A 25,640-nucleotide genomic window follows, 5' to 3' on the forward strand; every position below is an offset into this window, starting at 1 on the left:
GAAGCCAAACTCAGGCGCGGCGACTTGTCCAGAAAATTCCCCTCAAGCGGGAAATTTACACGTCATATCCTGGGCATTCACGGTCCACGCGACCACGAAGGGCGTGCCAGGCGATCTCAAGGAAGAGCTCATTTGTGACCCCTTCTTCGCCTTGCTTGAAGACCCGGGTCTGCATGGCGTCATCCCATTCGATCAGCTCTGCGCCTGCGCCCTGAGCGAGGGTCTGGATCGAACAGGCGCGCTCCAGCAGATACATGCGCAGATAGCAATTGAACGGGTGGTCCCCGACCGTCAACGTGCCGTGATTGCGCAAGATCATCAGGTTGTTCTTGCCCAGATCAGCGACCAGACGTTCTTTCTCGTCCGCATCCAGCGCGATGCCTTCATAGTCGTGATAGGTCACGTCCTTCATCACATTCATCGCCAGCTGAGAAATCGGCAGCAGGCCGCGTTTCTGCGCCGCGACGGCGACGCCCTGGTCGGTGTGAAGATGCATGGCGACTTTCACATCCGGGCGCGCATGGTGGATCGCGGAGTGAATGGTGAAGCCCGCCGGATTAATGCCATAGCGCGATGGCGGCAGGACATTGCCCTCGATATCGACCTTGACCAGATTGGACGCCGTCACGTCTTCAAACAGAAGGCCGAACGGGTTGATCAGGAAATGCTCATCCGGGCCGGGAACGCGCATGGAGATGTGAGTGAAAAACAGATCATCCCATTTGTGCATCCGCGCCAGACGGTAAAGCGCCGCGAGATCGCACCGCGCTTTCCACTCGTCTTCGCTGACCTGGTCTTTCACCGAGATTTGGCTGGCATCGTCCATAAGGCTCTCCTCCCTCTGACAGGCGTTTTCTGCGCTCAACCGCTCTTTGGCGGTTCTGTGAACACTGTTTACCGTACTTTTATGCCTCTGCCCATGCCTGGCGGGCAAGGTCGGCCGCGACTAAAGGTCTTTGGCGAGGCGCAACCCGGTCATTTGCCACTGGGCGTCAGGCGGGAAGAAATTGCGATAGGTGATCCGCGCATGGTCAGGCGCCGTCAGGCATGACCCGCCCCGCAACACGAACTGACCGCACATGAATTTACCATTGTACTCGCCAATCGCTCCTTCTGCAGGCGCAAACCCCGGATAGGCGCTATAGGCGGACCGGGTCCATTCCCAGACTTCGCCGAACAGGGCTTGCAGATCTGTGCCCGATCTCTGCGGCTGGGGGTGAAGCAAGCCGTCAGCGCTCGCCCAATGCCCAGAATCCGGCCTACATTTTTGGGCGGCGTGCTCCCATTCGCGCTCTTCTGGCAAACGGGCGCCGGCCCAGCTGGCGAAGGCGCTCGCCTCGAAATAGTCGAGATGGCTGACGGGCGCGTCAGGGTGCAACGCCTGCTCGCCATGCAGAGTAAATTCGGCCCATTCGCCGTCCCGGCGGCGCCAGTAAAACGGGTGGGTGCGCCCCTCATCTTGCATCCGCGCCCAACCTTCTGACAGCCAGAACTCAGGCCGCCCATAGCCCTCATCCTCAATGAAGGCGAGATACTCGGCATTGCTGACCGGACGGCTGGCCAGGGCGAAAGGCGCCAGCCACGCCTTATGGCGCGGGCCTTCATTATCGAAGGCGAAATCACCGCCCAAATGACCGAACTCGAACAAGCCGCCTTCAAAGGCCACCCAGTCGGGATCCGGGCGCGTCGCGATCAGTTCCGGCGCCGGCTCCAGCTTGCGAGGATACCCAGCCTCGGGAAAGCTGTTGCGTGACAGCACGTGCTTGATGTCTGTCAGGAAGAGTTCCTGGTGCTGTTCTTCATGCGCGAAGCCGGTCTCGATCACCGTGCGGCAGGTGTCGATCGCTTCAGCGCTCGCCTGATCAAACCAGTCATTCACAGCGCGATCCACATGGGCGCGATAGGCCAGAACCTCTTCAAGACCTGGCCGGGTCAGAAAGCCGCGCTCCGGGCGCGCATGGCGCTCGCCAATCGCTTCATAATAAGAATTGAACAGATAATTGAATCGCCGATCAAAAGGCTCATAGCCCGGATGCGCTTCGGACAGCAGAAACGTCTCCCAGAACCAGGTTACATGGGCGAGATGCCATTTGCCGGGCGAGACATCCGGCATGGTCTGCACACACAAGTCTTCTGCAGAGAATTCCGCAGAGAGGGCCTCTGTCCGCGACCGAACAGCGTTATAGCGGTCTCTCAGAGCACTAAAGGCGACTGCATTCATGTCTTTAGCCATCTTATACTCCGCCGTTGATAATGATTCACTAACCAAGATTCAGTCAATTTGGGCTAATGTTTCTTTCGGTCAGGCCGATTTAGCATGAGGGGCAAATGCTGCGTTCGACCTCAGACCCTGTGACCACGTCTACGATTCCGCCTGACAAGGCGGGACGCAAAGCGCTCGCGTTAACCGATCTTTGCACGCTTCGGCCTTTGCCTGAACCGGTCCTGGATGAGATCGATGTTCATCTCACAGGTTTTTTACAAGCGGCCGAGGCACGCGTGCGCATTCAGGCGGCGTTGAAACTCTCGCAATGTGAATGGGCGCCGCTGGAGGCGGTGCGGGTTCTGGCCTTTGACGCTTACGAAGTGTCAGCCCTCATTTTATCGCATTCGCCCTGCCTGAAAGAGCAGGACTTGCTGGCGCTCACGGCCTTGGGGGCGGACCAGAGACTGGCGCTGGCGAAGCGCCGGTGCATCAGCAAATCCCTGGCGGAGCGACTGAGCGGGTATCGCGAGCGCGACTGTCTGGCGCAGCTCTTTGCCAATCTCGGCGCCCAACTGAGCGCAGTCTGCGCTGAACAAACCGCAGATATCATCAAGGCTGACGCCTTATTGCAGAACGCCTTGTCTCAACGGGGATCGCTGGAGCTTGAGTTCGCGCAAGCGCTCTATGACGCGGCCGGAGACGCCGTCAGCGCGCTGCTGAAAGAGGTGTGTCCCGAAGCCCTTGTGCACCTGGGCGCAACTGACGCGGACCATGACGAGGACAGCCTTGATGATCTCGGCGCAAGCCTCAGCGATGAGCTGCACGAAATTGACGCGCTGAACGCCGAAGACGTCTTGCGCGCGACCCAGAATGGTCGCGCCGATATCTCCGACCACGCCGTTGCGCGCCTGACCGGTCTTGAGCCTGCGGACTGGCGGCAGGCGCTGCGACGCTCACCGGTTCGCGTCTCGATACTGGCGGCGCGCGCCATGGCGATGAATATCGATCACGCCCATCTGTTCTTTGAGGCCTTGTGCGACCAGGGCCGCGCGCATCATTTGCCCGCAGACGCCGCCAAGAAGGCTGTCGGGGAATTGTATCAGCAATACTCCCGAGACACCGCACGTCAGGCCTTGCACCGGATGAGCGCAGACGGTTCAATCCACTAAGCCTCTCTCTTTCCCGCAGCGCCTTCACGGCGAGCTGACAGGAGCCGTCATGCGCCTGGCCTACCACGTCTCAGATCGTGACGACGCCCAAGCGGCCAAGGCCGATCTTGTCGAACGCTATGGGGAAAGCGATCTGCTGGACGCAGATGTGCTGATCGCTTTGGGCGGCGACGGCGTGATGCTCGACGCGCTTCACTCCGTCATGGGCCGCAAGATCCCTGTATTCGGCATGAATTTCGGCTCCGTCGGATTTCTGATGAACGAGCCGTGCGTCGAGGAGCTCATCACCCGCCTGGAACAGGCCGAACGCGCCGAAATCCACCCCCTGCGCGCCATTGTCCGGGACACTCGCGGGCAAACATTTGAAGCGCTCGCGATCAATGAGGTCTCCTTGCTGCGCGAGACCCGTCAGACCGCGAAAATCCGTGTCAGCATTGATGGCAAGACCCGCCTGGAAGAGCTGGCGGCGGACGGTGTGCTGGTGGCGACGCCTGCAGGGTCGACGGCCTATAACTTCTCCGCGCACGGGCCAATCCTGCCGCTGGACGCGACCTTGCTGGCGTTGACGCCGATCAGCGCTTTCCGCCCCAGGCGCTGGCGCGGTGCGCTGTTACGCCAGTCCTCCATGGTTCGCTTTGACGTGTTGGAACCCCGCAAGCGCCCGGTCGCCGTCGTTGCCGACAACAAGGAGTTCCGGGACGCTGAGACCGTCACCATCTGTCAGGCGCCCGGCCACACGCTGACCATGCTGTTTGATAAGGGGCGCGCACTGGACGAGCGCATATTGCTCGAGCAATTCGCCACCTAACCTCGTGACTTACCGGGTATTAAAGTCTGACTGCTACCCAAAGCCTACACTGGCAGGGAGCCCGGATTGAAACCGCAGGACGCCTATCTCGCACTGGATCGCATGACGGTGGCGATTGTTGATGACAACGCCGCCATGCGAGGCATCCTGCGTACAATCCTGAACGCCATGGGCGCCCCGCGGATTTACGAAGCCGGCGATGTGCGCGCGGCCATGGACATCTTGCAGCATGAGCATGTGGATCTGCTGATCTGCGACTGGAAGATGGAACCCGTGGACGGCATCGCATTGGTGCGCTGGGTGCGCGATCCGCGCAAAAGCCCCTGCCCCACGCTGCCGATCATCATGCTCACCTGTTATGCGGAAGTTGAACGCGTGAAAATCGCTCGTGACGCCGGCGTGACAGAATTTATGGTCAAACCATTCAGCCCGGAAAGCATTTACCAACACATTTCCGCGATATTCAAAAAACCGCGGCGGTTTGTGGATTCTGACAGCTTTTTTGGACCTGACCGACGCCGTAAGGTAGACTCGCACGCGGATGAAGAACGTCGTGGTGCGTAGAGATCAAGACGAACACATGGGAAGCGGAGCCTTCTAAGCATGGCAAAACCTGATAAGTCGGTTGAGATCATCAATCCGCCGAACATGCTCAAGGCCAAGGTTGGCGGGAAACTTCCTCCAGCGGACCAGGCGGCTATCGAACGCGCTGAAATGGCTCTGGGGCAGATCAAGCACCAATTCCAGGACTGGCTGGCTGAAGAAGTCACCAAAATGGAAGCTCTGATCGATTCGGTCAGCCAGGACGGCCTTCTGGGTGAGAGCGGCGAAATGCTGTTCACCTCCGCCCATGATCTGCGCGGCCTGGGCTCCACCTATGAGTTTCCGATCATCTCGCGCATTTCAGGCTCGCTCGCCAAACTGATCGAGACCAAGGAGCGCCGGTCGATCGCGCCTCTGGCTCTGGTTCGCGCTCATGCCAGCTCGATCCGCGCTGCGCTGATCCAGAATATCCGCTCTGAAGATGATCCGGTGGGCCGTCAGCTCGCTGAAGAGCTGGAAACGCAAGTCATCGCATTGGTCGGCGCGGATTAATCCCCGCCGACCTCGCGACTTCTTTCAATTGAACAAGACGTCTTGCCTGCCAGCGCTTAGCTGGCGGCGGACAGGCGCATCTGGCCCAGCTCCGCCTCATCGGCGTCGAGACGGTCTAGAATGTAATCCAGCTCAGCCTGAGGCACGCCCTGGAACTGGGTCAGGATACGTTCGGCCAGGAGGCGTCGGAACCGGATGATGTCCGGCGTTCCATTCGGGCCGATCTCCAGCGAATGCCAAGCTGATACAGCCGAGCGCGCCACGGGCAAGATCCGCTCAGGCATGCCGGCGCGCTTGAACAGCGTCTCAAGCCCCAGCGATCCCGCATCATGGACCAACAACCACGCTTTTTCGTGTGTGACGCCGCCCATCTCAGCCATGCAATGCTCAAAAAAGCTCATATGACCGCGGAAAAGCGAGCGCAGAATCAAGGACGGCGTCAGACGCCCGTTCAATTGCAATTGCTGAACGAACCGGCGCGGTTCGTCTGACAGACCCGCTTGCTCGACAAGATCCACCGTCGCGCGTTCGCGCGCGCCCTCTGCAAGCTCGACGGCCAGTTGGGCCGGCAAGGCATGGCGGTTCACCAAGGTCTGCATCGCGCTGTCAGAAATATGCGCGATCAGCTTCTCGGTGATCGTGACCGGCAGGGAGCTGCGCAACACGAACTGATCCAGAACGTCCGCATCCCCGTCAAACCGGTTGAGCGCGGACGCATAGCCGCGGGCGTCGAACCGGGCGCCATTGTTCGAAGCGAGAATCTTGACCGCCTCGCGGTCCCCCACTTCCACAATCTCATGAACCACGATCTCGGATACGTCCGACCGGGCGGCGACCGCCGCCTGGCGTCGCGACGGCGACGTGCGCACGATCTCCACCAGGTCCTCGTCGCTGAGAACCGGCGAGCCGGCGATCACGGGCATGGCGATGGAGTCGATGTCGTTCGCCAGCTTGCGCGCCACGTCCGGCGGCAGGTGCGAAGAGCGTTGCAAGGTGACCGACAGCGAGCGGCGGACCAGCTCGGCCGCATCATCGGCTAGAAGCCGGACGACTTCCGATCCGATCTTGCGTTCGTCATCGCTCAGGTCCACGGACGCAAAGCGGGCGCAGAATTTGCGCGCCGCCAGCGCGCGGCCTTCTGCATCACTGGCGTCTGACAAGCGCTGGATATCATCGCGGGTCAGGCGAGCACGTAGGGTCTGAACAGTCATGGCAATACGAGCCTCATACTTGGTCTGTTCGCGCCCTTAGGGTCTCAACAAGAAGTTAACGACCTGTTGCGCGAATTATCGCCGATTTATCTTTCGGAAGACGAGCGCTCTGGAGCGCGCAGAGATGCAAGCAGTTCCACCACTGCCGGGGTCAACACGCCGTCGCCCACACGGGCCGAGCCGTAAGCGCCTTGCGCATAGCGCGCCCAGGAGGCCGCCATCGCCGTCACAGGCGAGGAAGCGTCCGTCACTGAGGCCACTTCACGCGTCAGGGTCACAGCCTCTCCGGTCAGCTTCTCCATCAGTTCGCTGGCCTTGAGCGGGCGTCCGTTATCATAAAACACAGGCCGATTGGCCGCGGCGGCGTTGGGAAACAGCTGATCCGCGCGCTGATTGGGATTGGCTTCAACCCCCTCGATCAGGCGCACCGCCCCGCCTGCGCCTAGAAAATGGGCGGCATAAAGCTCACCGCTCGTGGGTTTGCGCCCGATGGCGCTCTCGATCCGGTTTGCATTCTCCGCCGCCAGCTCGCCCGCCATGACAGACGCAGCTTGCGGATCAAGGCGCAGATTGAGCACCGTTTCACGCTGGGCCGGATCAGACACACGAAACCGCCCGTCGGTGTTTTGCTCAATGGACGCCGCCGCATCCTCAAGGCCGTGCTCGGCGCCGTAGCGCGACACCATGGCGAACCAGGTCTGCTCGATAAACTGAAACATGCCCGCTGCGCTGGACGTGGTCGCGCGCGCATTGGCGTCAAAACCGCTCTCGCGCGCCGCGGTGCGCATCAGGAAGTCAAAGTCCGCGCCTGTGCTTTGCGCCGCTCGGGCGATCAGGCTCGAGGGCGACAGCGCATTTGCGCCTGAATTGTTGATTGGATCGGACATGACTGACACCGCGAATCGTTACCGTCCCAGACTGACAGCGATGTGGTAAACATTCGTTAAGCCTTCAGCCCGAGCCGCGCAGGCGAGAACGCATGCGCCAAGTCTGTGGTTGGATGCGCCCCGAGCGCCTGCAGCAGCAACTCCGCCATGCCCGGCGCCGTCAAAACCCCGTTTCGATAAGCGCCCAGCGCCAGATACAGTCCGGATTCCGCCTCCCCTATGATCGGCATGGCGTCAGACGAACAAGGTCGCAGTCCGGCCCAGCTTTCCACCACCGGGCGCCCGGCCAGCGTCGGCATCGCCGCGCACGCCGCAGAGTTCAGGCGCTCCAGCGTGTCAGGATCCGTCTCCAACGCCCTTTCCCCCGGTTCAGAACTGGCGCCGGCGATCAGGCGCCCGCCCGATTTGGCCGCCAGATAGATCGACAAGCCGCGCACCACGCGTTTGGGCGTTGCAAGACCAGAGGCGTCAAAGCGGATCATCTGGCCTTTGACCGGCGTCATCTGCGCGAAGGCAGGCATATCGGCGAAGCGCTCCGCGCCGGTCGCCAGGATCACGGCGTCTGCGGCTAAGCGCTCACCCGTCTCTAATACAACGCCCCGCACTTGCCCGGCGACGCGATCGAGCGCCGCCACCCGGCGCTGTTCAACAACCTCGCCGCCCCGGCTTCGAACAGCGTCGGACAAGACACCTCCCAAAGCCCGGTTATCGAGTTGCCCGTCATGTGAAAAAATCAAGGCGCCACGCGCCTTCGCCAGGGCGGGTTCAAGGTGAGCGAGCTCATCTGCGTTAACCCGCGCCGCCTGTACGCCGAACCGCTTGGCCAGAGCCTCGGCCCGATCAATCCGGTCCTCTTCGGCGGGCGTGAAAGCCGGCGTGACAGAGCCTTGAAAGTCCTCCCCCAACGCGGGCCCGCTCAGAGCCTGCAGCATCGGCGCCCAGTCGCGCCACAGCCGCAAGGACTGGCTTAGAAACTGGGCATAAGCGTCTGCCAGCGGATGAGCGGGATCCAGTTCGAAACAGGCTTCAAATCCCGCCGCCAGCATCCCCCCGGACGCCCAGAGCGCGCCCTCACCCGATTTGCCCGCCTCCAGAACCGTGACGCGCACGCCTTTTTCACAAAGCGCCCAGGCGCTCGCTAGGCCGATCGCGCCCCCGCCCACGATGACGATGTGTTCGGCCAGGTTTTGGGTTAGACTGCGATCTGACATGGGGCGGGCGTATCCACGGGGCGAAACAAATATCGGCCCCAGTGATGTAATCTGAGACGAAAGGCATAGCCATGGGACTTGCTGCAACCGTGCTGGGCGTCGCCCTGATGACGCCCGCTTTGCTGTCTGGCGCCGCGATGGCGCAGGCGGAATCCACGCCTCAGGCCTCTGAGGACTCACCGTGTGTGCGCCTGGTCAATATCAACGGCTATAGCACGCTGGATGACCAGCATTTGCTGCTGAGCGGCGGCGCGAGCCGCCATTATCTCGTGACGACCCGTCGATCCTGCTACGGGCTGGAACACGGCATGCAGGTCGGCCTCAGCTTTCCGGACACGGCCCGCATCTGCAATGCGCGATTTGAATATCTGGTGGTCCCCGATGGTGGGCGATGCCAGATCCAGTCCATCGAAGAAGTGGAGGACGCAGAGACGGCGCAGCGGCTGATCGAAGAGCGCGCCGCTCAGTCAGAGGGTGAGAGCCGGTAGAGCGCCCCGCTCTGAAATCAGCGAAGGATTAGCCCGTCGCCTCTGCGGCGGCGAGATCGTGCTCTTCACTTGAGGCGCCTTCCTCAAGCACCGACAGGCAATCCCGGACAAAACGCTCGCCGTCATGTTCGGTGCCGGTATCCATCCAGGTCCGTCCCAGCGTCAGGGTGTAGAACTCGATGATCGGACTGCGCCAGCGGTCAAGGGTCCGGGCGCGCTCTGACGCGCCGCGCGCGCCGCGAGCTGCGCTTTCCAGCGCCAGTTCGTACACGTCGCGCAGATAGGACAAGGTTGAAGGTGCATCCGCCAGCAAGGCGAGACTGCTGGTCGCTGCTGCTTTGACCTGCCGGTCCCCTTCACGCAAGGCCGCGGCGTGCGCGGAATCAGCCCCGGTCTGCCCCGGCTCCCTGAGATCAGGCACCAGCTCGATCAGCTCGGTCAGAAGGCACAGACCCTTGCGCAGATCTTGACGCAGCCTGATGGTTTGGGTCGGGCGGCCGTTGAGCTGCATCTGATCGAGATACACCTGCCCCGCCTCTTCCAGCACCCGCTTCAGCGTGCTGCGATGCGCGGGCGCAATCTCATGGCGCGCGCAAATCCGGTCGAGTTCTGCGTCCGAATAGATCGGATCGCTCTCGATAATGACAAACTGTGTCGTCCCGCCTGAACTCAACCGTCCCATATCCGCCTCTTCGAGCTTAGGGATTCGCGTGAAGAAAATATGGTGTCGCAATTCGCCAGACTCGCAAGACCCCGTATTAACGATTTGGGCGGAAGCTGTGGACCAATTGCTTTTCTTCCATTTAAACAGTTAATTAGAAATCACAATTTCTCGGCTCTGGGGAATTTATCCGCTGTGAGTCAGATGACAATGCACGGCAGGAGCGCCTATCGTCACGCCTCTTGCGACCAGATTGGCCGGAGTCGCCTCTCATGACTGAGCCCGCAGCGCCTCGCCCCATCGCCCCGGAACAGGCTGAGCTTGTCGCCTATCTGAGCACGTCAGAGGCGCATGACGGCGAAACGCCGCAACGCATCGACACGCATTTGTCGCACGTGTTTTTAGGCCCGCAGATCGTCCTGAAACTCAAGCGCGCTCTGACCCTCGACTTTGTGGATTATTCAACGCCCGACCAGCGCCGCAAATATTGTGAACGGGAGCTGGCCGCCAATACCGATTGGGCGCAATCGCTGTATCTGGACGTGGCGCCGGTCTGGAAAACGCCGGACGGGTTTCAGATCGGCGGCGACAGTCCCGGCGACACCCCCGTGGACTGGCTTGTGCGGATGCACCGGTTCGCGGATGCGGACCGGCTCGACAAGCGTCTGGAAGCCGGCAGGCTGACAATGGCGCAGGTCGAGCGCTTCGCCGACGATCTGGCCGCAAATCATGAGCGCGCGCCGCAGAGCGCCCAAACCGGCGCCTCTGTAACCGTCTCAGGCCTGATTGATCAAATCAGCGGCGATCTGCAAAAAGCGGAGACGGGCAAAGACGTCCGGGAGAAGAGCGCGCGATGGCGCGAGCTGGCGCACTCAACGCTCAAGACGCATCACGCGCTGTGCGAAGACCGGGCGAGACAGGGCAAGGTGCGCCAGGTTCACGCCGATCTTCATTTGAAGAATATCTGTGTCTGGCGCGATCGGCTCGTTGGCTATGATGCGCTGGAGTTTGACGATGCGCTGAGCACGATCGACGTGCTCTATGACGCCGCCTTCCCGGTCATGGATTTCCTGCAGTGCAAGGCGGGCTGGGCGGCGAACGCCCTGCTCAATCGCTATCTGGCCCGGACCCGGGATTATGACGGCCTGCCGCTGTTTGATCTCTATCTGTCGCTGCGCGCCGCCGTGCGCGCCATGGCCAGCGGTCTGGCGGGTCAACACGCTGAGGCCGACGCCTATCTTGATCTGGCGCTTGAGACTCTCGCCCCGGCTCCGGCGCCCGTGCTGATCGCCCTGGGCGGCCGCTCGGGCACCGGTAAATCAACCCTCGCCAGCGCCATCGCGCCAACACTAGGCCAGCGCCCCGGCGCGATCATCTTGCGCAGCGACGTCATCCGCAAGGTGATGGCCGGGCAGGCGCCGGAAGCCCCGTTGCCGCCCTCCGCCTACACCCCTGAAACCTCGGCCCGCGTCTATGCGGAACTGGTCGCTCAGGCGCGCGCCTGCCTCGCCGCAGGCTATGCCTGCATCCTCGACGCGACCTTCCTGTCGGAAAAGTCCGAAGCGAACCTCGCTGAGATCACCCGAGATTTCGACGGCGCGGTGAAAACGCTCTGGCTGGAGGCGCCTATGGACGTGCTGCGCGCCCGCGTCGCCGCGCGCCGCGGGGATGCGTCGGACGCCGGGGTGGACGTGCTCGAAAAACAATTGCTCGAAGCCGAACCCAAAGGCTGGACCCGCATCGACGTATCCGGCTCAAGGGAGGAGGCGATTACGGCGCTCAGACAGGCGCTGGCGTGAGGCGGATCAAGGCGGCGTCATCCGGAAAATGTAGAGTGAGAATGGTACCGCCTCCCTGGATTGAACAGGGGACCTCTAGATCCACAATCTAGCGCTCTAACCAACTGAGCTAAGGCGGCACGCTATGCGCCCTGCCGGGGCGTGAAAGCCCGGTCGGCAGGGCGCGGAAACTAGCGCCGCGCGCGGCGGCGCGCAAGACCCGTGTCTGCGCTTTGCACACACCCGTTTCAGTACTCAGGCATAGCCCTGTTCGGCGATGTGACGCTCGAGATTTTCGATGCGCGTGGCGTCTGAGGGGTGGGTGGACATCAGCTCGATCGGACGGCGGGCGTTTTGCGCGGCCTTGGTGCGCCAGAATTCCAACGCTTCGGACGGACGGTAACCGGACCGCGCCATGTAATCGACGCCCAGAATGTCCGCTTCCAGCTCGTGCTGCCGCGAATAGGGCAAGAGCACGCCATAGGTCACGCCCGTGCCCAGAATGCCCGCCCAGGTATCGCTGTTCTCCACATTCGCCGCGCCGAGACCGGCGTTGACGACAGCGAGCCCCAGCCCCGCCGCGGCTTGTTGCCTTGCGCGCTGAGCGGCGTGATTGCGGCTAAGATGCGCCACTTCATGGCCCATCACCGTGGCCACCTGGTCGTCATTGCTCATGGTCTCAAGAATGCCGCGATAAAAGGCGACCTTGCCGCCGGGCAAAACCCAGGCGTTTTGCTGGTCTGAGTCAAAGACCACAAATTCCCATTGATACTGGGTCATCCCCGACGCCGGCACGATGCGCTGGCCGACGCGGCGCACACGGTTGTTCAGAGTGCGGTCCTGGCTGATGCGTTCTTGCTGGCGCGCCTGCTCCCAGGCGGCTTCAGAGGCCTGCATGATCTGGGCGTCAGACACCAGCGCCGCGCCAAAGCCGCCATCGGTGGCGCAGCCCGCGAGCGGAAACACCGTGCCCGCCGCCAGCCCGACCAGCAATTCGCGGCGCCCCATGGTGACGCGCGGCAGAGCGTTCAGTTCGTCTTCGGTCATAATGGTCTCCCCCTGTATGATCTTCAGGCCTGTTCGCCATTAAATCGCCGCTTCCAGTCCTTACCTGCTGTGGCCAGGCTGAGCGATATGGTGAATCATTGTCGCTCATCGCGGGAAATCCGCAAGCGGGGGACGGGCCGCACCCGCCCTTGAACGCGCTATTTTTGGAGCTGAGCCCATGCGCCGTCTGATTATCGCCCTGCTCGTCCTGTTCATTCTGGTGATCGGCGTGGCTGTGCTGGCGCCCGCGCTCATCCCCGCCGACCTCATTCGGGAACGCACCCAGACCGCCGCCAGTCAGACACTGGGGCGCGAGGTTCGGCTGACCGGCGATATCCGCCTGCAAATTCTGCCCCAGCTTCAGGTGCGCGCCCAGAACGCTGAAATCGCCAACGCGCCGGGCTTTGGCGAGGCGCCGTTCGCCCAGATGCAGGAAATGCGGGTGTCGGTGGCGTTGATCCCGCTCTTGTCGCGCCAGGTGGAGATTGAGGAATTTGTGCTGGTCGAACCGGTGATCCGGCTGCAGTCGAACGCGCGCGGCAATAACTGGACGTTCGGAACCGATACGGATCAGATAGCCCCGGCGCCCTCGAGCGACGGCTTTCGCCGCGAGCCCGGCGCCCTGCCCTTCGAAGCCAGCTTTGGCGATGTACGCATCGAAAACGGCGCGGTCTATTTTGAGGACGGCTCACAAAGCCGCCGGATCGAAGCGCTGGATCTGAACGTGGAGCTGCCCTCCGTGGATGATCCCGTGCGCCTGCGCGGATCGTTTCAAGCCGATGGCCGGCCGATGACGTTCAACATCGAGCTCGGCTCCTTGCGTAGTTTTTTCGAGGGGCAGGAAACGCCCTTCCTGACCACGCTGAACGGTCCGTTGGCTGACCTGACGCTGGAGGGTCGCTTTCTGGAAAGCTCCGAGCTGGCTTATGAGGGCGAAGTCGATGTGACCCTGCCCCTGCGGGCCCTGGCGCGCTATCTGGGCGCAGACTTGCCAGATGGCGACATTTTCCGCCAGTTCAGCGCCCGCTCGGACCTCTCAGGCGAACCCGGCGTCGTGCGGCTGCGCGATGCGGTCATCCGTTTTGACGATATCGCGGCCACTGGCGACTTGACGCTCAACTCTGCCGGCGCCCGGCCGCGCATCACCGGTGATCTGAGCACCGCCATGCTCGGCCTCACTCCTTACATTCCCGCCGACACCGCGCCCCAAGCCAATCGAAGCGCCAATTCAGGCGTGTCGCAATGGAGCGATGAGCCGATTGATCTGGCGCCCCTGCGCACGATGGATTCAGAGCTGACCATCCGCGCCGATGAGCTGAAAGCGCGCGATATCGAGATCAGCAATGTGACCGCTTTGATCACTGTGGATCGGGGCCGGATGACCGCGCGCCTGAACCAGTTCCAGCTTTATGGCGGTACAGGCGAGGCCATTGCGGTCATCAATGCGCGGTCCAATACGCCCAGCTATTCCTTTAACGCCAGTCTGGACGGGCTGGAGGCGCAGCCCTTCTTGCTCGCGGCGGCGCAGTTTGATCGCCTGATCGGCGATGGCGGCATGAACATGGACCTCACCGCCAGCGGCGCCAGCCCTGCGGCCATCATGAACTCGCTCTCGGGCACGGGCCGGTATGATTTCACCGACGGCGCGCTGCGCGGCGTGAACCTGGCCCAGATGATCCGAACGGTTCAGACGGCCTTGCAGAACCGCGCCTTGCCCACCGCCTTCGCCGAGACCGAGCAAACCGACTTCTCAAGCCTGGGCGGCAGTTTCACTGTGACCAATGGCGTCGTACGCAATGACGACACGACCATGCTGAGCCCGCTGCTGCGCGTGCTGGGTAATGGCGAAATCGATCTGGGCGGGCAGAGCATTGATTATCGCCTGACCGCGCGTGCGGTTCAGTCTCTGGCCGGTCAGGGCGGCGAGCTCGACCTTCAGGGGCTGGAAGTGCCGGTGCGCTTGCGCGGTGGTTTCAACAATGTCTCCGCCGGAATCGACTTTGAAGCGGTCGCGCGCAACCTGCTGCGCCAGCAAGCCGGGCGGCTGATCGGCGGCCAGAGTAGCGATGGCGGCGACGATGAAGCGCCCGCATCGCCCGAAGACGTGGTGCGCGGCCTGTTCGGACAACTCCTGAACAATGCCCGCAATGATGATGACGACGGCTCCGACGAACCGACAGACGGAGACGACGAAGAAGGGGATGCGCCGAACTAGGTCTTGATCCTTTTGGCGCGGGCTTATCTACTTGTTCCAAATGTACAGGCGTTAAGCCTGCAACACATTCGGGGAGCAAACAGATGAAAAAGATCGCCGCCGCCAGTGTGGTCGCCGCCATGGCCTTTAGTGAATTCGGAGCGTCAGCCGGCGCGCAGGATTTTTATCCCGGCGACCGGGTCAGCGGCGATCATTTCGCCACCCGCTCTCCGGTCACCGCAACGAACGGCATGGCCGCCACTGCGCACCCGCTGGCCACCCAGGTCGCGCTGGACGTGCTCAAGGCAGGCGGCAATGCGGTGGACGCCGCCATCGCCGCCAACGCGGCTTTGGGATTGATGGAGCCTACGGGCAACGGCATTGGCGGCGACATTTTCGTCATCGTCTATGATCCCGAAACCCGCCAGGTTTACGGCCTGAACGGCGCGGGCCGCTCGCCTATGGGCCTGAGCTATGACGAGGTCGTCGAGATTGTCGGCGAAGACGGCGCCATTCCGCCGCTGGGCGCCATGCCGGTTTCCGTACCCGGAACGGTGGATGGCTGGTTCGCCCTGCACGAGCGTTTTGGCGAAATGCCGATGGCGGACGTCCTCGCCCCCACCATCCGCTACGCCGAAGACGGTTTCCCCCTGACCCAGACCATCGCCTATTACTGGGATCGCAATATGACCATCCTCGAAAACAGGTTCGCCCAGGACCAGTTCGAGGAGTTCGCCAACGCGCGCGCCACGTATCTGACTGAAGATGGCGACGCCCCGCTCGAGGGTGAGATTTTCCGCAATCCGGACCTGGCGAACACCTTGCAGCAGATCGCCGAAGGCGGGCGCGACGCCTTTTATGAAGGTGAGATCGCGCGCACCATCGACGCCTATATGCAGCGCATCGGCGGCTGGATTCGCTATGAGGATCTCGCCAATCACCGCTCGGAATGGGTCGACCCGGTCAGCGTGAATTATCGCGGCTATGACGTATGGGAATTACCGCCCCAGGGCCAGGGCATCGCCGCCCTGCAAATGCTGCAAATCCTCGAAGACTATGACCTCGCCAGCATGGGCTATATGAGCGCGGACGCCCTGCATGTGCAGATCGAGGCCAAGCGCCTCGCCTTTGAAGACCGGGCGCGCTTTTACGCCGATCCTGACTTCGCCCCGGCCCCGGTCGAGGCGCTTCTGAGCGAGGCTTACGCTGACCAGCGACGCGCGCTCATCTCCATGGAGCAGGCGATGGCGAGCGTCACCCATGGCGACCCGGCCGTTTTGGAAGACGGCGACACCACCTATCTGACGGTGGCGGATGGCAACGGCATGATGGTGTCGCTGATCCAGTCCAATTTCCGCGGCATGGGTTCTGGCCTGGTGCCCGATGGTCTGGGCTTCATGTTCCAGGATCGCGGCGAGCTGTTCAGCCTCGATCCCAACCATCCCAATGTCTATGCGCCGGGCAAGCGGCCCTTCCACACCATCATCCCCGCCATGATCACCCAGGACGGCGATGGCGTGATGAGCTTCGGCCTGATGGGCGGCGGCATGCAGCCCCAGGGCCATGTGCAGATCGTGTCCAACATCATCGATTTCGGCCTCAATGTGCAAGAAGCGGGCGACGCCGCGCGCTGGCGCCATGACGGCTCAACGTCAGAAACTGGCGATGCGGGTGAAACCGCCGGCGTTGGCGTGGTGCATCTGGAAAGCGGCGTGCCTTCAGAAGTCCGCGCCGCGCTGGAAGCGCGCGGCCATGTCATCGGCGATAGCGATGGCGGCTTTGGCGGCTATCAAGCCATCTGGCGCGATCGCGAGACCGGCGTGCTCTATGGCGCCAGCGAAATGCGCAAGGACGGAAACGCTCAGGGCTATTAAGGTCTTGAGACGTAGATGAATGGCGGGGCGAAAATGCTTTCAGTCCCGGTTCAGGTTGGAGGCTTCATAGAATGAGGCATACTCTGATCTGGTTGTTAGGAGACTGAAATGCGTTTCGCCCCTGTAATGCTCGCCGCCCTGGCCGGACTGGTCGTCGTGGCGGATCTGGCGGAAGCCCAGCGCAATGGCCGCGGGGATCGCGGCGATCGTCAGCGGGGCGCCAGCATCACCCTTTATGACGCACCGAACTATCAAGGCCGGTCCGTGGTGATCGACTCTGACGCGGAAAATCTCGACTGGGTGAACTTCAATGACATGGCCAGCTCGATCCGGATCAGTGGCGGCCAATGGGAAGTCTGTGTCGACGCCAGCTATCGCGGGTCGTGTCAGGTCATCGATTCCGATCTGCCGAACATGACGCAATGGGCGTTCAATGACCGTATCAGCTCGATCCGCCCGGTTCATGATCAGGGCCGTCGCGGCCGCACGCGCGACAATGGCGTCACCCTGTGGTCCGGCACGAACTTCACCGGCCGCAGCGTCACCTTGATCGAGCCTTCGACCAATCTCAGCCGTCAGGGCTTCAACGACGCGGCCCAGTCTATCGAAGTGCATTCAGGCGACTGGACCTTCTGTCAGCATGATGACTTTGGCGGACGCTGCGTCGAGATTGACCGTGATGTTCGCAATCTCGGCACGCTCAATCTGAACCGCGAGATCACCTCCGCCACCAACCGGCGCATTCCGCGTGATGATGATTACGGCCAGCGTCCGGGCTATGGCTCCAACCGTGTGGATGGCGGCGTGCGCGGCGTGGCGACGGTCTTCTTCGCCGAGCCCACGGTCAGCGGCTATGCAGTTTCCGCGTGTGAAGGCGGCAACTATGGCCGCTGCGGTCAAAGCGCCGCGGATGATCTGTGCCGGGCCAGCGGGATGAACCGCGCCGTCTATTACGGCACGGTGCGCGCCCGCGGATCGGTCTGGTCGCTGGATGAACGCCGCACGGTCCAGGGCCGTGAAGCGCTGGCTGACGTGCTCTGCGTGCGCTAATCCCTAGGTGGGTCCATCAAGAAAACCCCGGCGCTGAGCGCCGGGGTTTTTTGTGTTTGCTCTCAGACTGAAAGCCTCAGGCGCCCGCGCGCTGGAAGGGATAAAAATCCGAACCCAGCCCCAGAATGCCGGTCAGCGCATCCAGCGCCGTTCGGCCTTCCGTCACCAGCGCCGGATCGCCCAGATCGCCGGGCGCCAGGTCTTCGCGGTAATGGGTGTTCGCCCAAGCCGTCAGCACAGCATAAAGCGCGTCATTCATCATGACCTTGGGATTGACTGACCTCAGCTCGTCTTCCGTCAACACCACCCGCAAGCGCAAACAGGCGGGTCCGCCGCCATTGCGCATGGACTGGCGCACATGGGCGAATTTCACGGCGCCGATCGGGCCGTTGCCCGCCACCATATTGGCGCAATAGGCGTTGGTGGAATCTGTCTCTTCGGTTTCGCTGGGCGCCAGCAGGACCTGACGATCCACACCCGGCATGATCAGAAGCTGGGAGTTGAAGAGGTATGAGGTGATCGCATCGCCGAGCGGCACCTCGGCGTCGGGCACTTCCACAAACACCGGCTCGAACAGACCGTCTGCGGCTTTGCGGATGGCGTCGAGCGCCGCGGCTTTGTCTTCAAAGGCATGCTCGTGAAAGAACAGCACCGGACCGGTCCCCACGCAAACCACGTCATTATGGAAGGCGCCGGCGTCGATGGCCTTGCGCGACTGGCGGATATGAACCGTGCGCTCAGGCTTCAGACCGTGGCGCCGCTCGACGGCTTCGCACGCTTGCAGGGTTTGGCGGGCGGGATATTTGCCCGCCCAGGCTTCAAACGCGTCGCGGCCATGCACGAAAATCTCGACGCCCTGCCCGCCATGCTCGGCGCACAGGCGCACATGATTGGCCGCGCCCTCATCGGCGAAAGCGGATTGATAGGGCAGCGTGTTATGGACAGCGAACCGGCTTGGATCGGGAAAGACCGCGGACAGCGCCCGCCGTGTCTGCTCACCCTCGATAGAGCGGTGCAGCGCCGTCAGAAGGTTGGCTGGCGTGAAATGCAGACGTCCGTCTGATGTGTCGGCGCTTGGGCTGACGGTCGCCGCGTTCGCCGCCCACATGGAGCTGGCCGACAACATGTTCAGCGCCAGCGCCGGTTGCGCCTTGTAGGCCGCTTCCCAGATCGCGCCGTCATTAGCGCCTGAGAACCCGAGCGCTTTCAATTGCGGAATGTAGGGGCGTTCCTGCGGCGGCAGCACGCCCTGGACCAGGCCCGCATCAGCCAATGATTTCGCCTTGGCCAAGCCTTCCAGCACGCCGGCGCGCGGGGCGGCGATGGAGCCTGAGTTCTTCGCGCTGGCCAGATTGCCCGGCGCAAGCCCGCCATAATTATGGGTCGGACCCACCAGACCGTCGAAATTGGCTTCCACCGCGGTCATGATCTAGAGCCCTTTCACCGGCAATTTCTCAACCGTCGGCGCCGCCTGGGTCGCCACCGGATAGGCCACATAATCCGCCGCATAATACGCGCTCGGGCGCAGATTGCCTGACTGGCCCGGCCCGCCGAACGGCATGGTGGACGCGGCGCCCGGCGTGGGACGATTGCGATTGACGATGCCGGCGCGGCTGCCCGCCCAGAACCGCTTCCACAGCGTTTCTGAGTCTGACACCAGCCCGGCCGAGAGGCCATAGGCGGTGTTATTGGCTTCTGCGAGGGCGGCTTCAAAACTGTCCGCCCGGCGCACCTGCAACAGCGGACCGAAGACTTCCTCGTCCGGCGTCGTCACGCCGTCCACATCCAGAAGGCCCGGGCTGACAAAGGCGTCGCCCAGCGCCATGGCTTCGGATTTGACGATGGGCTTGGCGCCGAGCGCGATCAGATCATCCTGCGCCTTGAGCACCTGGTTCGCCGCCTGCGCGGACACCAACGGCCCCATGAAGGGCTCGGGGTCGGCGTTCCAGACATTGACGCTGAGCTTTTTGATCATCTCCACCAGATGGTCAACCACCTGATCCCCCGCCTGGCCTTGCGGCAGGATCAGGCGGCGCGCGCACGAACAACGCTGGCCGGCGGTGATATAGCTCGAGAGCACCGCGATACGGGCGGCGGCTTCCGCATCGGCCGCGTCCCACACCACCAGCGGATTGTTGCCGCCCATCTCCAGCGCCAGCTGGATGCCGGTGCGTCCGGCGAATTTCTTGTGAATGAAGGCGCCGGTATTCCAGCTGCCGGTGAACAGCACGCCGTCGAGATCCGGGTCGTCCAGCGCCGCCGCGCCGGTGTCGCGCGCGCCCTGCACCAGGTTCAGCACGCCGGCGGGCAAGCCCGCCTTCTCCCAGCATTGCGCCATGAACTCGCCCACAGCCGGGGTCAGCTCAGACGGTTTGAACACGATCGTATTGCCTGCCAGCAATGCCGGAATGATATGCCCATTCGGCAGATGGCCCGGGAAGTTGTACGGGCCAAGAACGAACATCACGCCCAGAGGCTTGTGATCCAGCACCGCCTCGCCGAATTCTGTATCGGCGACCTTGCGTCCTGCGCGTTCGTCATGGGCCTGGATGGAGACGCTGACCTTGGCCGCCATCGCGCCGGCTTCGCCCTTGGTCTCCCAGAGCGGCTTGCCGGTCTCACGGCTGATCAACTGGGCGATATGATCCGCTTCCGCCTTGACGATGTCGCCATAGGCCTGAACCACGGCGCGGCGCGCGTCATATGAGGTCAGCGCCCAGTCCTCAAAAGCCGAGCGCGCCGCGGAGAAGGCCTGCCGGACACTGTCAGGCGAGGCGCTGGAGCCCGTCCAGACCGTCTCGCCGTCCGCCGGGTTGACAGACACGATGTCAGCGCCGCCGCCAGACACCCATTGACCTGAGATAAATGCGGAATGCGCCATCAGCTAAGCTCCTTCGTCCACAGACGTACGGTTTGCCCTGCGCTGGCCTTCAGCGCCCGGGCGGCGTCGGCATCCAGAGACACAGCGTCGCCTGTGACGCTGACTTCTGCATGCACGCATCGAAAATCAGGCATTTGATTGTTTGAGACCAGCGCCCTTACCCGCTCAGAGCCTGGCGCACGGTCCGCCACCGTCATCAGACGGCTATCCTTGATCGTGCGCACGTCATCCGTCTCACAGCTGACCAGCGGGCCACCGTCGAAAATGTCCACATAGCGATCATAGCGGAAGCCCTCATCCTCCAGAAGGCGCAAGGCGTTGGCGCCGTGGGGATGAGTCTTGCCGATCACCGCCTGAACTTCACTGGGCAGCAAGTCGAGAAAGATCGCGCTGCGCGGCATCAGATCGAGAATGAACTGATTGTCCGTCGACGCCGACAGGGTATCCGCTTCTTCAAAACTCATGCGGAAAAACGGCCGCGTGACGTGCTCGTAGAAAACGGACTCGCCACGCTCGTCCACCACGCCGCGCAATTCAGAGAGGATGCGCGAGCCGAAGCGCGACCGGTCCGCAGCCACCAGCATATAGCGGCATTGCGAAGTGAGCCGCCCGGCGCCCGAGCCGCGCAAGGCGTCGCTGACGAACAAGGACCCCACTTCAGTGCAGCCGGCGAAATCATTCACCAGCAACATGGCGTCCATGTCGAAGCGGCGCTCCGCTTCTTTTGACGACTGGGCGATGGTGAAGATCTTGAAGTCGAAATAGGGCTTTTTCACCCCGACTTGCGCCTTCACGGCGGCCGTTCCGTAAACCTGGCCCGTCACATCATCTTCCAGCATCAGCTGATAGACGCAGTCTGACCGGTCCGGCAGCTTTCCTTCAAACGCCTGTTCAGACTTGAGCAGCTTGGCGTGCAGCGCTTCGTCATCAAGCGACAGGCTGGTGAAGCCAGGGCCCGCAGCCCTCGCCAGATCGACAAATGCGGCATGGTCGTCAGACCGTGCGGCGCGCACCACAAGCATGGCGCGTCCCCCTTTTTATTTTGATCAGCCCGCCGAGCTGAGCGCGCGAGCGTCCGAAGCGTTGAACCGGCCCCGAGCAAATTGCATCAACATCACCGCTGACAATTGCGCGCGCTCGACAAAGCTCGAAAGCTTGGCGATTTCGCGGTCAGAGTGAATGTCGGCGCCGCGCACCCCCAGCGTGTCCACATTGGGACAGCCGGACGCCCACAGATTATTGCCTTCGCACACACCGCCCGTATCGGCCCATTTTATGTCTAGACCTATGGCCTGTCCGGCGGTGCGCGTCCAGTCGAACATGCGCTGATTGGCGGCGCTCATCGGCTTGGGCGGGCGGGTGAACCCGCCATGAAGGTCCGCCGTGATCCCGTCGCGCGCATCGGCGGCGCGCACCAGTTTCTCAATCTCGGCCTTGGCCCAGAGGGCGTCCTCTTCGGTTTTCACCCGCACATTGAAGCGGCAAATCCCCAGATCCGGCACCACATTCGGCGCGCCGCCGCCGTCAATGCGCGAAACGTTGAAGGTGATGTCCGGACGCTGGCTGTTGAGCAGATCCAGTCCGCGGGCGAAGTCCGCTGCGGCGACAATGGCGTTGCGGCCCAGATGGTGTTCACGGCCCGCATGAGCGGCCCGCCCGCGGCACCGCAGCGAGAAATTGCCCGAGCCCTTGCGCGCGCCCGCCAGCGAGCCATCCGCCAGCGCCGGCTCATAGGTCATGCCCACATGGGCCTTGGCGCCCAGATCCATCAAGACAGGGCCAGAGCCCAGAGAGCCGATCTCTTCGTCCGGGCTGACCAAAACGTCATAGCCGATTTGGCTGGCCCAGGGGCTGCGCTCCAGCGCCAGAAGCGCGTGAAGCATGACCAGCAGGCCGCCCTTCATGTCGGCGACGCCGGGCCCGTTGATCGTATCATCATCCAGAAGACGCCAGTCTTCAAACCCGCACCCTTTCGGGAAGACCGTGTCATGATGGCCGGTCAGGACGATCCGAACTGGCGCTTCGGGACGTTTTGAGACCTTCATGGAGGGCGTATACGGCACCTCCTTGATCTCGCCATCCAGCTCCACTGTTGTTGACGGCTGCAGCTCGACCGCGCTGACATCGCCCTCGAGCTCGGAAAACGCGTCAGACAACACAGATCGCATGGTCTCGAGCCCGTCGAGATTGCGGCTGCCTGAATTGATCTGCGACCAGGCTTTGACCGTGTCGATCATGTGATCGCCGCGGCTTTCAACCCAGTCGAGAATCTTGCGTTCGTCCTGGTCGAGGGAGATGTCAGTCATGGCTATCCTTCTGGTTTAGACTTCAGCGAGGGCCTGCTCGAAATCGGCGATCAGATCGTCCGGGTTCTCCACCCCGATCGACACGCGCACCATGCCCGGGTCAAAGCCCAGACGTTCCTGAAGGTCCGGCGCCACCGCAGCGTGCGTGGTGCTGCCCGGATGACAGATCAGGGTTTCGGTGCCGCCCAGCGACACGGCGAGCTTGGCGACCTTCAGCGCATTGAGCATACGGAACGACGCCGCCTGGCCACCCTCGACGTCAAAGGCGAAGGTCGAGCCGTGCATGTCGCCCGACTGGCGCTTGTGCACCTCGTAATCGCGCGAGCCGTCTTCAAGAAAGCCCAGATACCGCACGCGCTTCACCTTGGGGTGGTCGCGCAGATACTCCGCCACCTTGCGTGCGCCTTCAAAGGCGGCGCGCATGCGCAGGGTGACCGTCTCCAGCGAACGCGCCAGCATCCAGCAGGTGTGCGGATCGAGATTGGTGCCGATGCCCGAGCGCAGCTTGCGCACCGGCAGCATCAGATCAGAGGCGCCCAGCGCGGCGCCGCCGATCAGGTCGGAATGGCCGCCGATATATTTGGTCAGCGAATAGACCACGATATCACCGCCCAGCTCCAGCGGCTTGTGACCGATCGGGCCCAGAATGGTGTTGTCCACCACCACAGGGGGGCGATGGCCCTGGCGTTCACCGATCTCATCAGCGAGCTTCGCCATCAGCTGAAGGTCGACCACTTCGTTGGTCGGATTGGTCGGCGTCTCGCAATACAGAACCGAGATGCGGCCCTGTTTCATAGCGGCGTCTACGACCTTGCGGATTTCGTCCTCAGAGGCGCCCGCGAAGAAATCTGCGCTGGAAATGCCGTACTGGGGCAGAATCGAACGGATCAGGGTCTCGGTGCCGCCATAGAGCGGGGTGGACTGCAAGATCACATCCCCGGCTTTTGAGTGTCCCATCAAAACCGTGGAGATGGCGCCCATGCCCGATGAAAACACCAGTGCATCCTCGGCGCCCTCAAACACCGCCAGACGGTCTTCGAGCACCTCCATATTGGGGTTGTTGAAGCGCGAATACAAAAGGCCCGCAGTTTCCGGATCGCCCGCTTCTTTCTTGCCGCCCATGATGCGGAAGTAAGCCGCGCCCTCTTCCGCCGTCGCAAAGGCGAACGTCGAGGTCAGAAACACCGGCGGCTTGATGGAGCCCTCTGACATTTTCGCGTCAAAGCCATAGCTCATCATCAGGGTTTCAGGGCTCAGCGCGCGGTCGCCCAGCGCGCGTTTGCGATAAGGGGTGTCCGGCTTGCTCATGGGCCAGTCCTTCTTCAAGACGCCCCGACGCGAACGGACGGGCGTGCAGATCGGATACGGTGATGGCAGGTTCTTGCGACGCGCGCTGCGTGGGGTCAACCCGCCGCCGTCGGCCAGGTCCAGCCCGAACGCTCACAGACGCGAGATGTTGCAGCGCAATGAAGATGAATTGGTCCGGGATGGCCTTGCGGTCCTGACACTTTGCTCAAACGAAAACGGCCCGGCGCTTGGAGCGCCGGGCCGCAATCTTTCGCCAGTGCGATAGACCTAGTTGAGGTCGATCATCACTTCAGCGCGACGGTTCAGCGGCTCACGCACGCCATCCGGGGTCTCGACAGCCGGGCGGCTTTCGCCGAAGGCGTCGAGAGAGATGGCGGACGACGGAACGCCAAGGCGCACCATTTCGTCGCGAACCGCACGAGCGCGGCGTTCGGACAGGCCGACATTGTAGGAGGCTGCGCCCGAACGGTCAGCGTGACCGTCGATGTTCACAGACGCCACACCACATTCGCGAGCCTGGTTGACAGCTTGGTTGATCACCGCAGCAGCCTGGCTGGAGATCTCGGAGCGATCCCAAGCGAAGTAGACCACGAAGCCAGCGTCGTCACACACCGGCGCCGGAGGCGGCGGAGGCGGCGGGGGCGGCGGGGGCGGCGGGGGAGGAGGCGGCGGGGGCGGCGGCGCAGCAGGCTCCGGAGCGGAGAACAGATAGCGCAGGCCGATCCAGGCCTCATGACCGCCGACGCGATCCAGCTCGAGGTTCGGCGCGTAATCCGTCTCGCCGTAACCGAAGTAGCGATACTCGGTGTCCAGCGTCAGGTTGCGAGCCAGTTCCCAGCCGATACCGGCGATCAGCTGATAGCCGAGAGCCGCGTCAGAATCGTCAACCGAAACGAAGTTGGACGACGCGTTGAACGTGCCGGTGTCCCAACCCATGGCGGAGACGTCAGACTGAACCCAGCCCAGACCACCACCGATATAGGGGGTCCAGAACGAGCCGGTGTCGAAATCATAGATGAGGTTCAGCATGCCGGACCAGACTTGGAAGTCCGAGCTGCTGTTCTCAAAATTGCCGACAGCGCCGGTGTCGTTGAAACGGTGAGCCAGCTCACCTTCCAGACGCCAGTTGCTGTTCCACTGGTAACCCAGGGCCAGTTTTTCGCGAATGTCGCCTGCACCCTGAATTTCACCATTCAGGCTGCCAGTGACGTCAACATCGCCCGGCGCGCCGTAACCCAGCGCACCACTGACGTACCAACCTTCATCCGCAACCGCCATGGACGGCGCGGCGAGGATGGCCCCAACGGCGACTGCCGAAAGAAGCTTTATTTTCATCCTATCCCCCTCCGGGCGGAGAACGCCCTTCGTGTGAGCATTAAGTTTAACACAGGCCCCAACGCATCATGATGCGCTCCAGTTCCATGTCATAACCATCGATACCTGATTTAATTGCACAACACCACTGG

General features: G+C 62.5%; 22 protein-coding genes and 1 tRNA gene. 9 read left to right on the top strand and 14 right to left on the bottom strand.

Translation table 11 applies throughout. From position 1 onward, the window contains the following. Positions 1–55: 55 nt before the first annotated feature. Positions 56–826, bottom strand: coding sequence for a class II aldolase/adducin family protein (locus ACQ66J_RS01190; protein WP_430430151.1), 771 nt, complete (start codon positions 824–826; stop codon positions 56–58). A 120-nt stretch (positions 827–946) separates the two neighbouring features. Beyond that, entirely contained in the window at positions 947–2,233 is a 1,287-nt protein-coding gene (gene egtB, locus ACQ66J_RS01195; protein WP_430430152.1) for an ergothioneine biosynthesis protein EgtB, read from the bottom strand. Positions 2,234–2,328: 95 nt separating this feature from the next. Here egtB and ACQ66J_RS01200 point away from each other — a divergent pair, with 95 nt between their 5' ends. From ACQ66J_RS01200 to ACQ66J_RS01215, 4 genes are all read left to right on the top strand, one after another. Continuing rightward, on the top strand, positions 2,329–3,375 hold the full coding sequence (locus ACQ66J_RS01200) for a DUF2336 domain-containing protein (RefSeq protein WP_430430153.1): 1,047 nt from the start codon (positions 2,329–2,331) through the stop codon (positions 3,373–3,375). 49 nt (positions 3,376–3,424) lie between these two features. Next, complete coding sequence (locus ACQ66J_RS01205; RefSeq protein ID WP_430430154.1) at positions 3,425–4,183, top strand: NAD kinase; 759 nt, start codon at positions 3,425–3,427, stop codon at positions 4,181–4,183. 66 nt (positions 4,184–4,249) lie between these two features. Beyond that, positions 4,250–4,747: a response regulator gene (locus ACQ66J_RS01210; RefSeq protein WP_430430155.1), complete on the top strand. Its 498-nt coding sequence runs from the start codon at positions 4,250–4,252 to the stop codon at positions 4,745–4,747. A 39-nt stretch (positions 4,748–4,786) separates the two neighbouring features. Then, complete coding sequence (locus tag ACQ66J_RS01215; protein ID WP_375548828.1) at positions 4,787–5,278, top strand: Hpt domain-containing protein; 492 nt, start codon at positions 4,787–4,789, stop codon at positions 5,276–5,278. A gap of 56 nt (positions 5,279–5,334) precedes the next feature. Here the strand turns inward: ACQ66J_RS01215 and ACQ66J_RS01220 are convergent, their stop codons facing one another. The 3 genes from ACQ66J_RS01220 to ACQ66J_RS01230 all read right to left on the bottom strand — a co-directional run bounded on the left by ACQ66J_RS01220 (position 5,335) and on the right by ACQ66J_RS01230 (position 8,587). Next, complete coding sequence (locus ACQ66J_RS01220; RefSeq protein WP_375548827.1) at positions 5,335–6,489, bottom strand: DUF2336 domain-containing protein; 1,155 nt, start codon at positions 6,487–6,489, stop codon at positions 5,335–5,337. A gap of 86 nt (positions 6,490–6,575) precedes the next feature. After that, complete coding sequence (locus ACQ66J_RS01225; RefSeq protein WP_430430156.1) at positions 6,576–7,376, bottom strand: hypothetical protein; 801 nt, start codon at positions 7,374–7,376, stop codon at positions 6,576–6,578. A 56-nt stretch (positions 7,377–7,432) separates the two neighbouring features. Then, entirely contained in the window at positions 7,433–8,587 is a 1,155-nt protein-coding gene (locus ACQ66J_RS01230) for an NAD(P)/FAD-dependent oxidoreductase (protein WP_430430157.1), read from the bottom strand. Positions 8,588–8,658: 71 nt separating this feature from the next. On the opposite strand from ACQ66J_RS01230, the gene ACQ66J_RS01235 reads away from it, so the two are divergent. Beyond that, complete coding sequence (locus ACQ66J_RS01235) at positions 8,659–9,075, top strand: DUF6491 family protein (RefSeq protein ID WP_430430158.1); 417 nt, start codon at positions 8,659–8,661, stop codon at positions 9,073–9,075. A gap of 28 nt (positions 9,076–9,103) precedes the next feature. Here ACQ66J_RS01235 and ACQ66J_RS01240 read toward each other — a convergent pair whose 3' ends face one another. Continuing rightward, positions 9,104–9,757 (bottom strand): hypothetical protein, encoded by a 654-nt coding sequence (locus ACQ66J_RS01240; RefSeq protein WP_375548823.1) that lies wholly within the window; start codon positions 9,755–9,757, stop codon positions 9,104–9,106. Positions 9,758–10,008: 251 nt separating this feature from the next. Here ACQ66J_RS01240 and ACQ66J_RS01245 point away from each other — a divergent pair, with 251 nt between their 5' ends. Next, positions 10,009–11,535: an AAA family ATPase gene (locus tag ACQ66J_RS01245; RefSeq protein ID WP_430430159.1), complete on the top strand. Its 1,527-nt coding sequence runs from the start codon at positions 10,009–10,011 to the stop codon at positions 11,533–11,535. A 42-nt stretch (positions 11,536–11,577) separates the two neighbouring features. Here the strand turns inward: ACQ66J_RS01245 and ACQ66J_RS01250 are convergent. Both ACQ66J_RS01250 and ACQ66J_RS01255 read right to left on the bottom strand, forming a co-directional pair. Then, positions 11,578–11,654, bottom strand: a tRNA-His gene (locus tag ACQ66J_RS01250). A 115-nt stretch (positions 11,655–11,769) separates the two neighbouring features. Then, a complete protein-coding gene (locus ACQ66J_RS01255) occupies positions 11,770–12,561 on the bottom strand; it encodes a M48 family metallopeptidase (protein ID WP_430430160.1) in 792 nt (263 codons plus the stop codon). Between the two features lie 178 nt (positions 12,562–12,739). Between ACQ66J_RS01255 and ACQ66J_RS01260 the strand changes: the two genes are divergently transcribed. From ACQ66J_RS01260 to ACQ66J_RS01270, 3 genes are all read left to right on the top strand, one after another. Continuing rightward, positions 12,740–14,776: an AsmA family protein gene (locus ACQ66J_RS01260; RefSeq protein ID WP_430430161.1), complete on the top strand. Its 2,037-nt coding sequence runs from the start codon at positions 12,740–12,742 to the stop codon at positions 14,774–14,776. Between the two features lie 83 nt (positions 14,777–14,859). Further along, complete coding sequence (gene ggt / locus ACQ66J_RS01265; RefSeq protein ID WP_430430162.1) at positions 14,860–16,629, top strand: gamma-glutamyltransferase; 1,770 nt, start codon at positions 14,860–14,862, stop codon at positions 16,627–16,629. A 108-nt stretch (positions 16,630–16,737) separates the two neighbouring features. After that, a complete protein-coding gene (locus tag ACQ66J_RS01270) occupies positions 16,738–17,679 on the top strand; it encodes a beta/gamma crystallin-related protein (RefSeq protein ID WP_430430163.1) in 942 nt (313 codons plus the stop codon). A 76-nt stretch (positions 17,680–17,755) separates the two neighbouring features. Here ACQ66J_RS01270 and astB read toward each other — a convergent pair whose 3' ends face one another. The 6 genes from astB to ACQ66J_RS01300 all read right to left on the bottom strand — a co-directional run bounded on the left by astB (position 17,756) and on the right by ACQ66J_RS01300 (position 25,509). Further along, the gene (astB, locus tag ACQ66J_RS01275) at positions 17,756–19,105 is read right to left on the bottom strand and encodes an N-succinylarginine dihydrolase (RefSeq protein ID WP_430430164.1); all 1,350 of its coding nucleotides are present in this window, start codon (positions 19,103–19,105) and stop codon (positions 17,756–17,758) included. Positions 19,106–19,108: 3 nt separating this feature from the next. Next, positions 19,109–20,560: a succinylglutamate-semialdehyde dehydrogenase gene (gene astD, locus ACQ66J_RS01280; RefSeq protein WP_430430165.1), complete on the bottom strand. Its 1,452-nt coding sequence runs from the start codon at positions 20,558–20,560 to the stop codon at positions 19,109–19,111. Continuing rightward, positions 20,560–21,582 carry an arginine N-succinyltransferase gene (locus ACQ66J_RS01285; RefSeq protein WP_430430166.1) on the bottom strand — a complete coding sequence of 341 codons (1,023 nt, stop codon included), beginning with the start codon at positions 21,580–21,582 and terminating at the stop codon, positions 20,560–20,562. The genes astD and ACQ66J_RS01285 overlap by 1 nt, the downstream gene beginning before the upstream one ends. A gap of 24 nt (positions 21,583–21,606) precedes the next feature. Next, positions 21,607–22,866, bottom strand: coding sequence for a hydrolase (locus tag ACQ66J_RS01290; protein WP_430430167.1), 1,260 nt, complete (start codon positions 22,864–22,866; stop codon positions 21,607–21,609). 15 nt (positions 22,867–22,881) lie between these two features. Further along, positions 22,882–24,174, bottom strand: a complete 1,293-nt coding sequence (locus ACQ66J_RS01295; RefSeq protein WP_430430168.1) for a cystathionine gamma-synthase family protein — start codon at positions 24,172–24,174, stop codon at positions 22,882–22,884. Positions 24,175–24,441: 267 nt separating this feature from the next. Further along, positions 24,442–25,509 carry an OmpA family protein gene (locus ACQ66J_RS01300; protein ID WP_430430169.1) on the bottom strand — a complete coding sequence of 356 codons (1,068 nt, stop codon included), beginning with the start codon at positions 25,507–25,509 and terminating at the stop codon, positions 24,442–24,444. Positions 25,510–25,640: the final 131 nt, after the last annotated feature.

It is taken from the genome of Oceanicaulis sp., from assembly GCF_965284345.1.
GTDB classification, from domain to species: Bacteria; Pseudomonadota; Alphaproteobacteria; order Caulobacterales; family Maricaulaceae; genus Oceanicaulis; species Oceanicaulis alexandrii_A.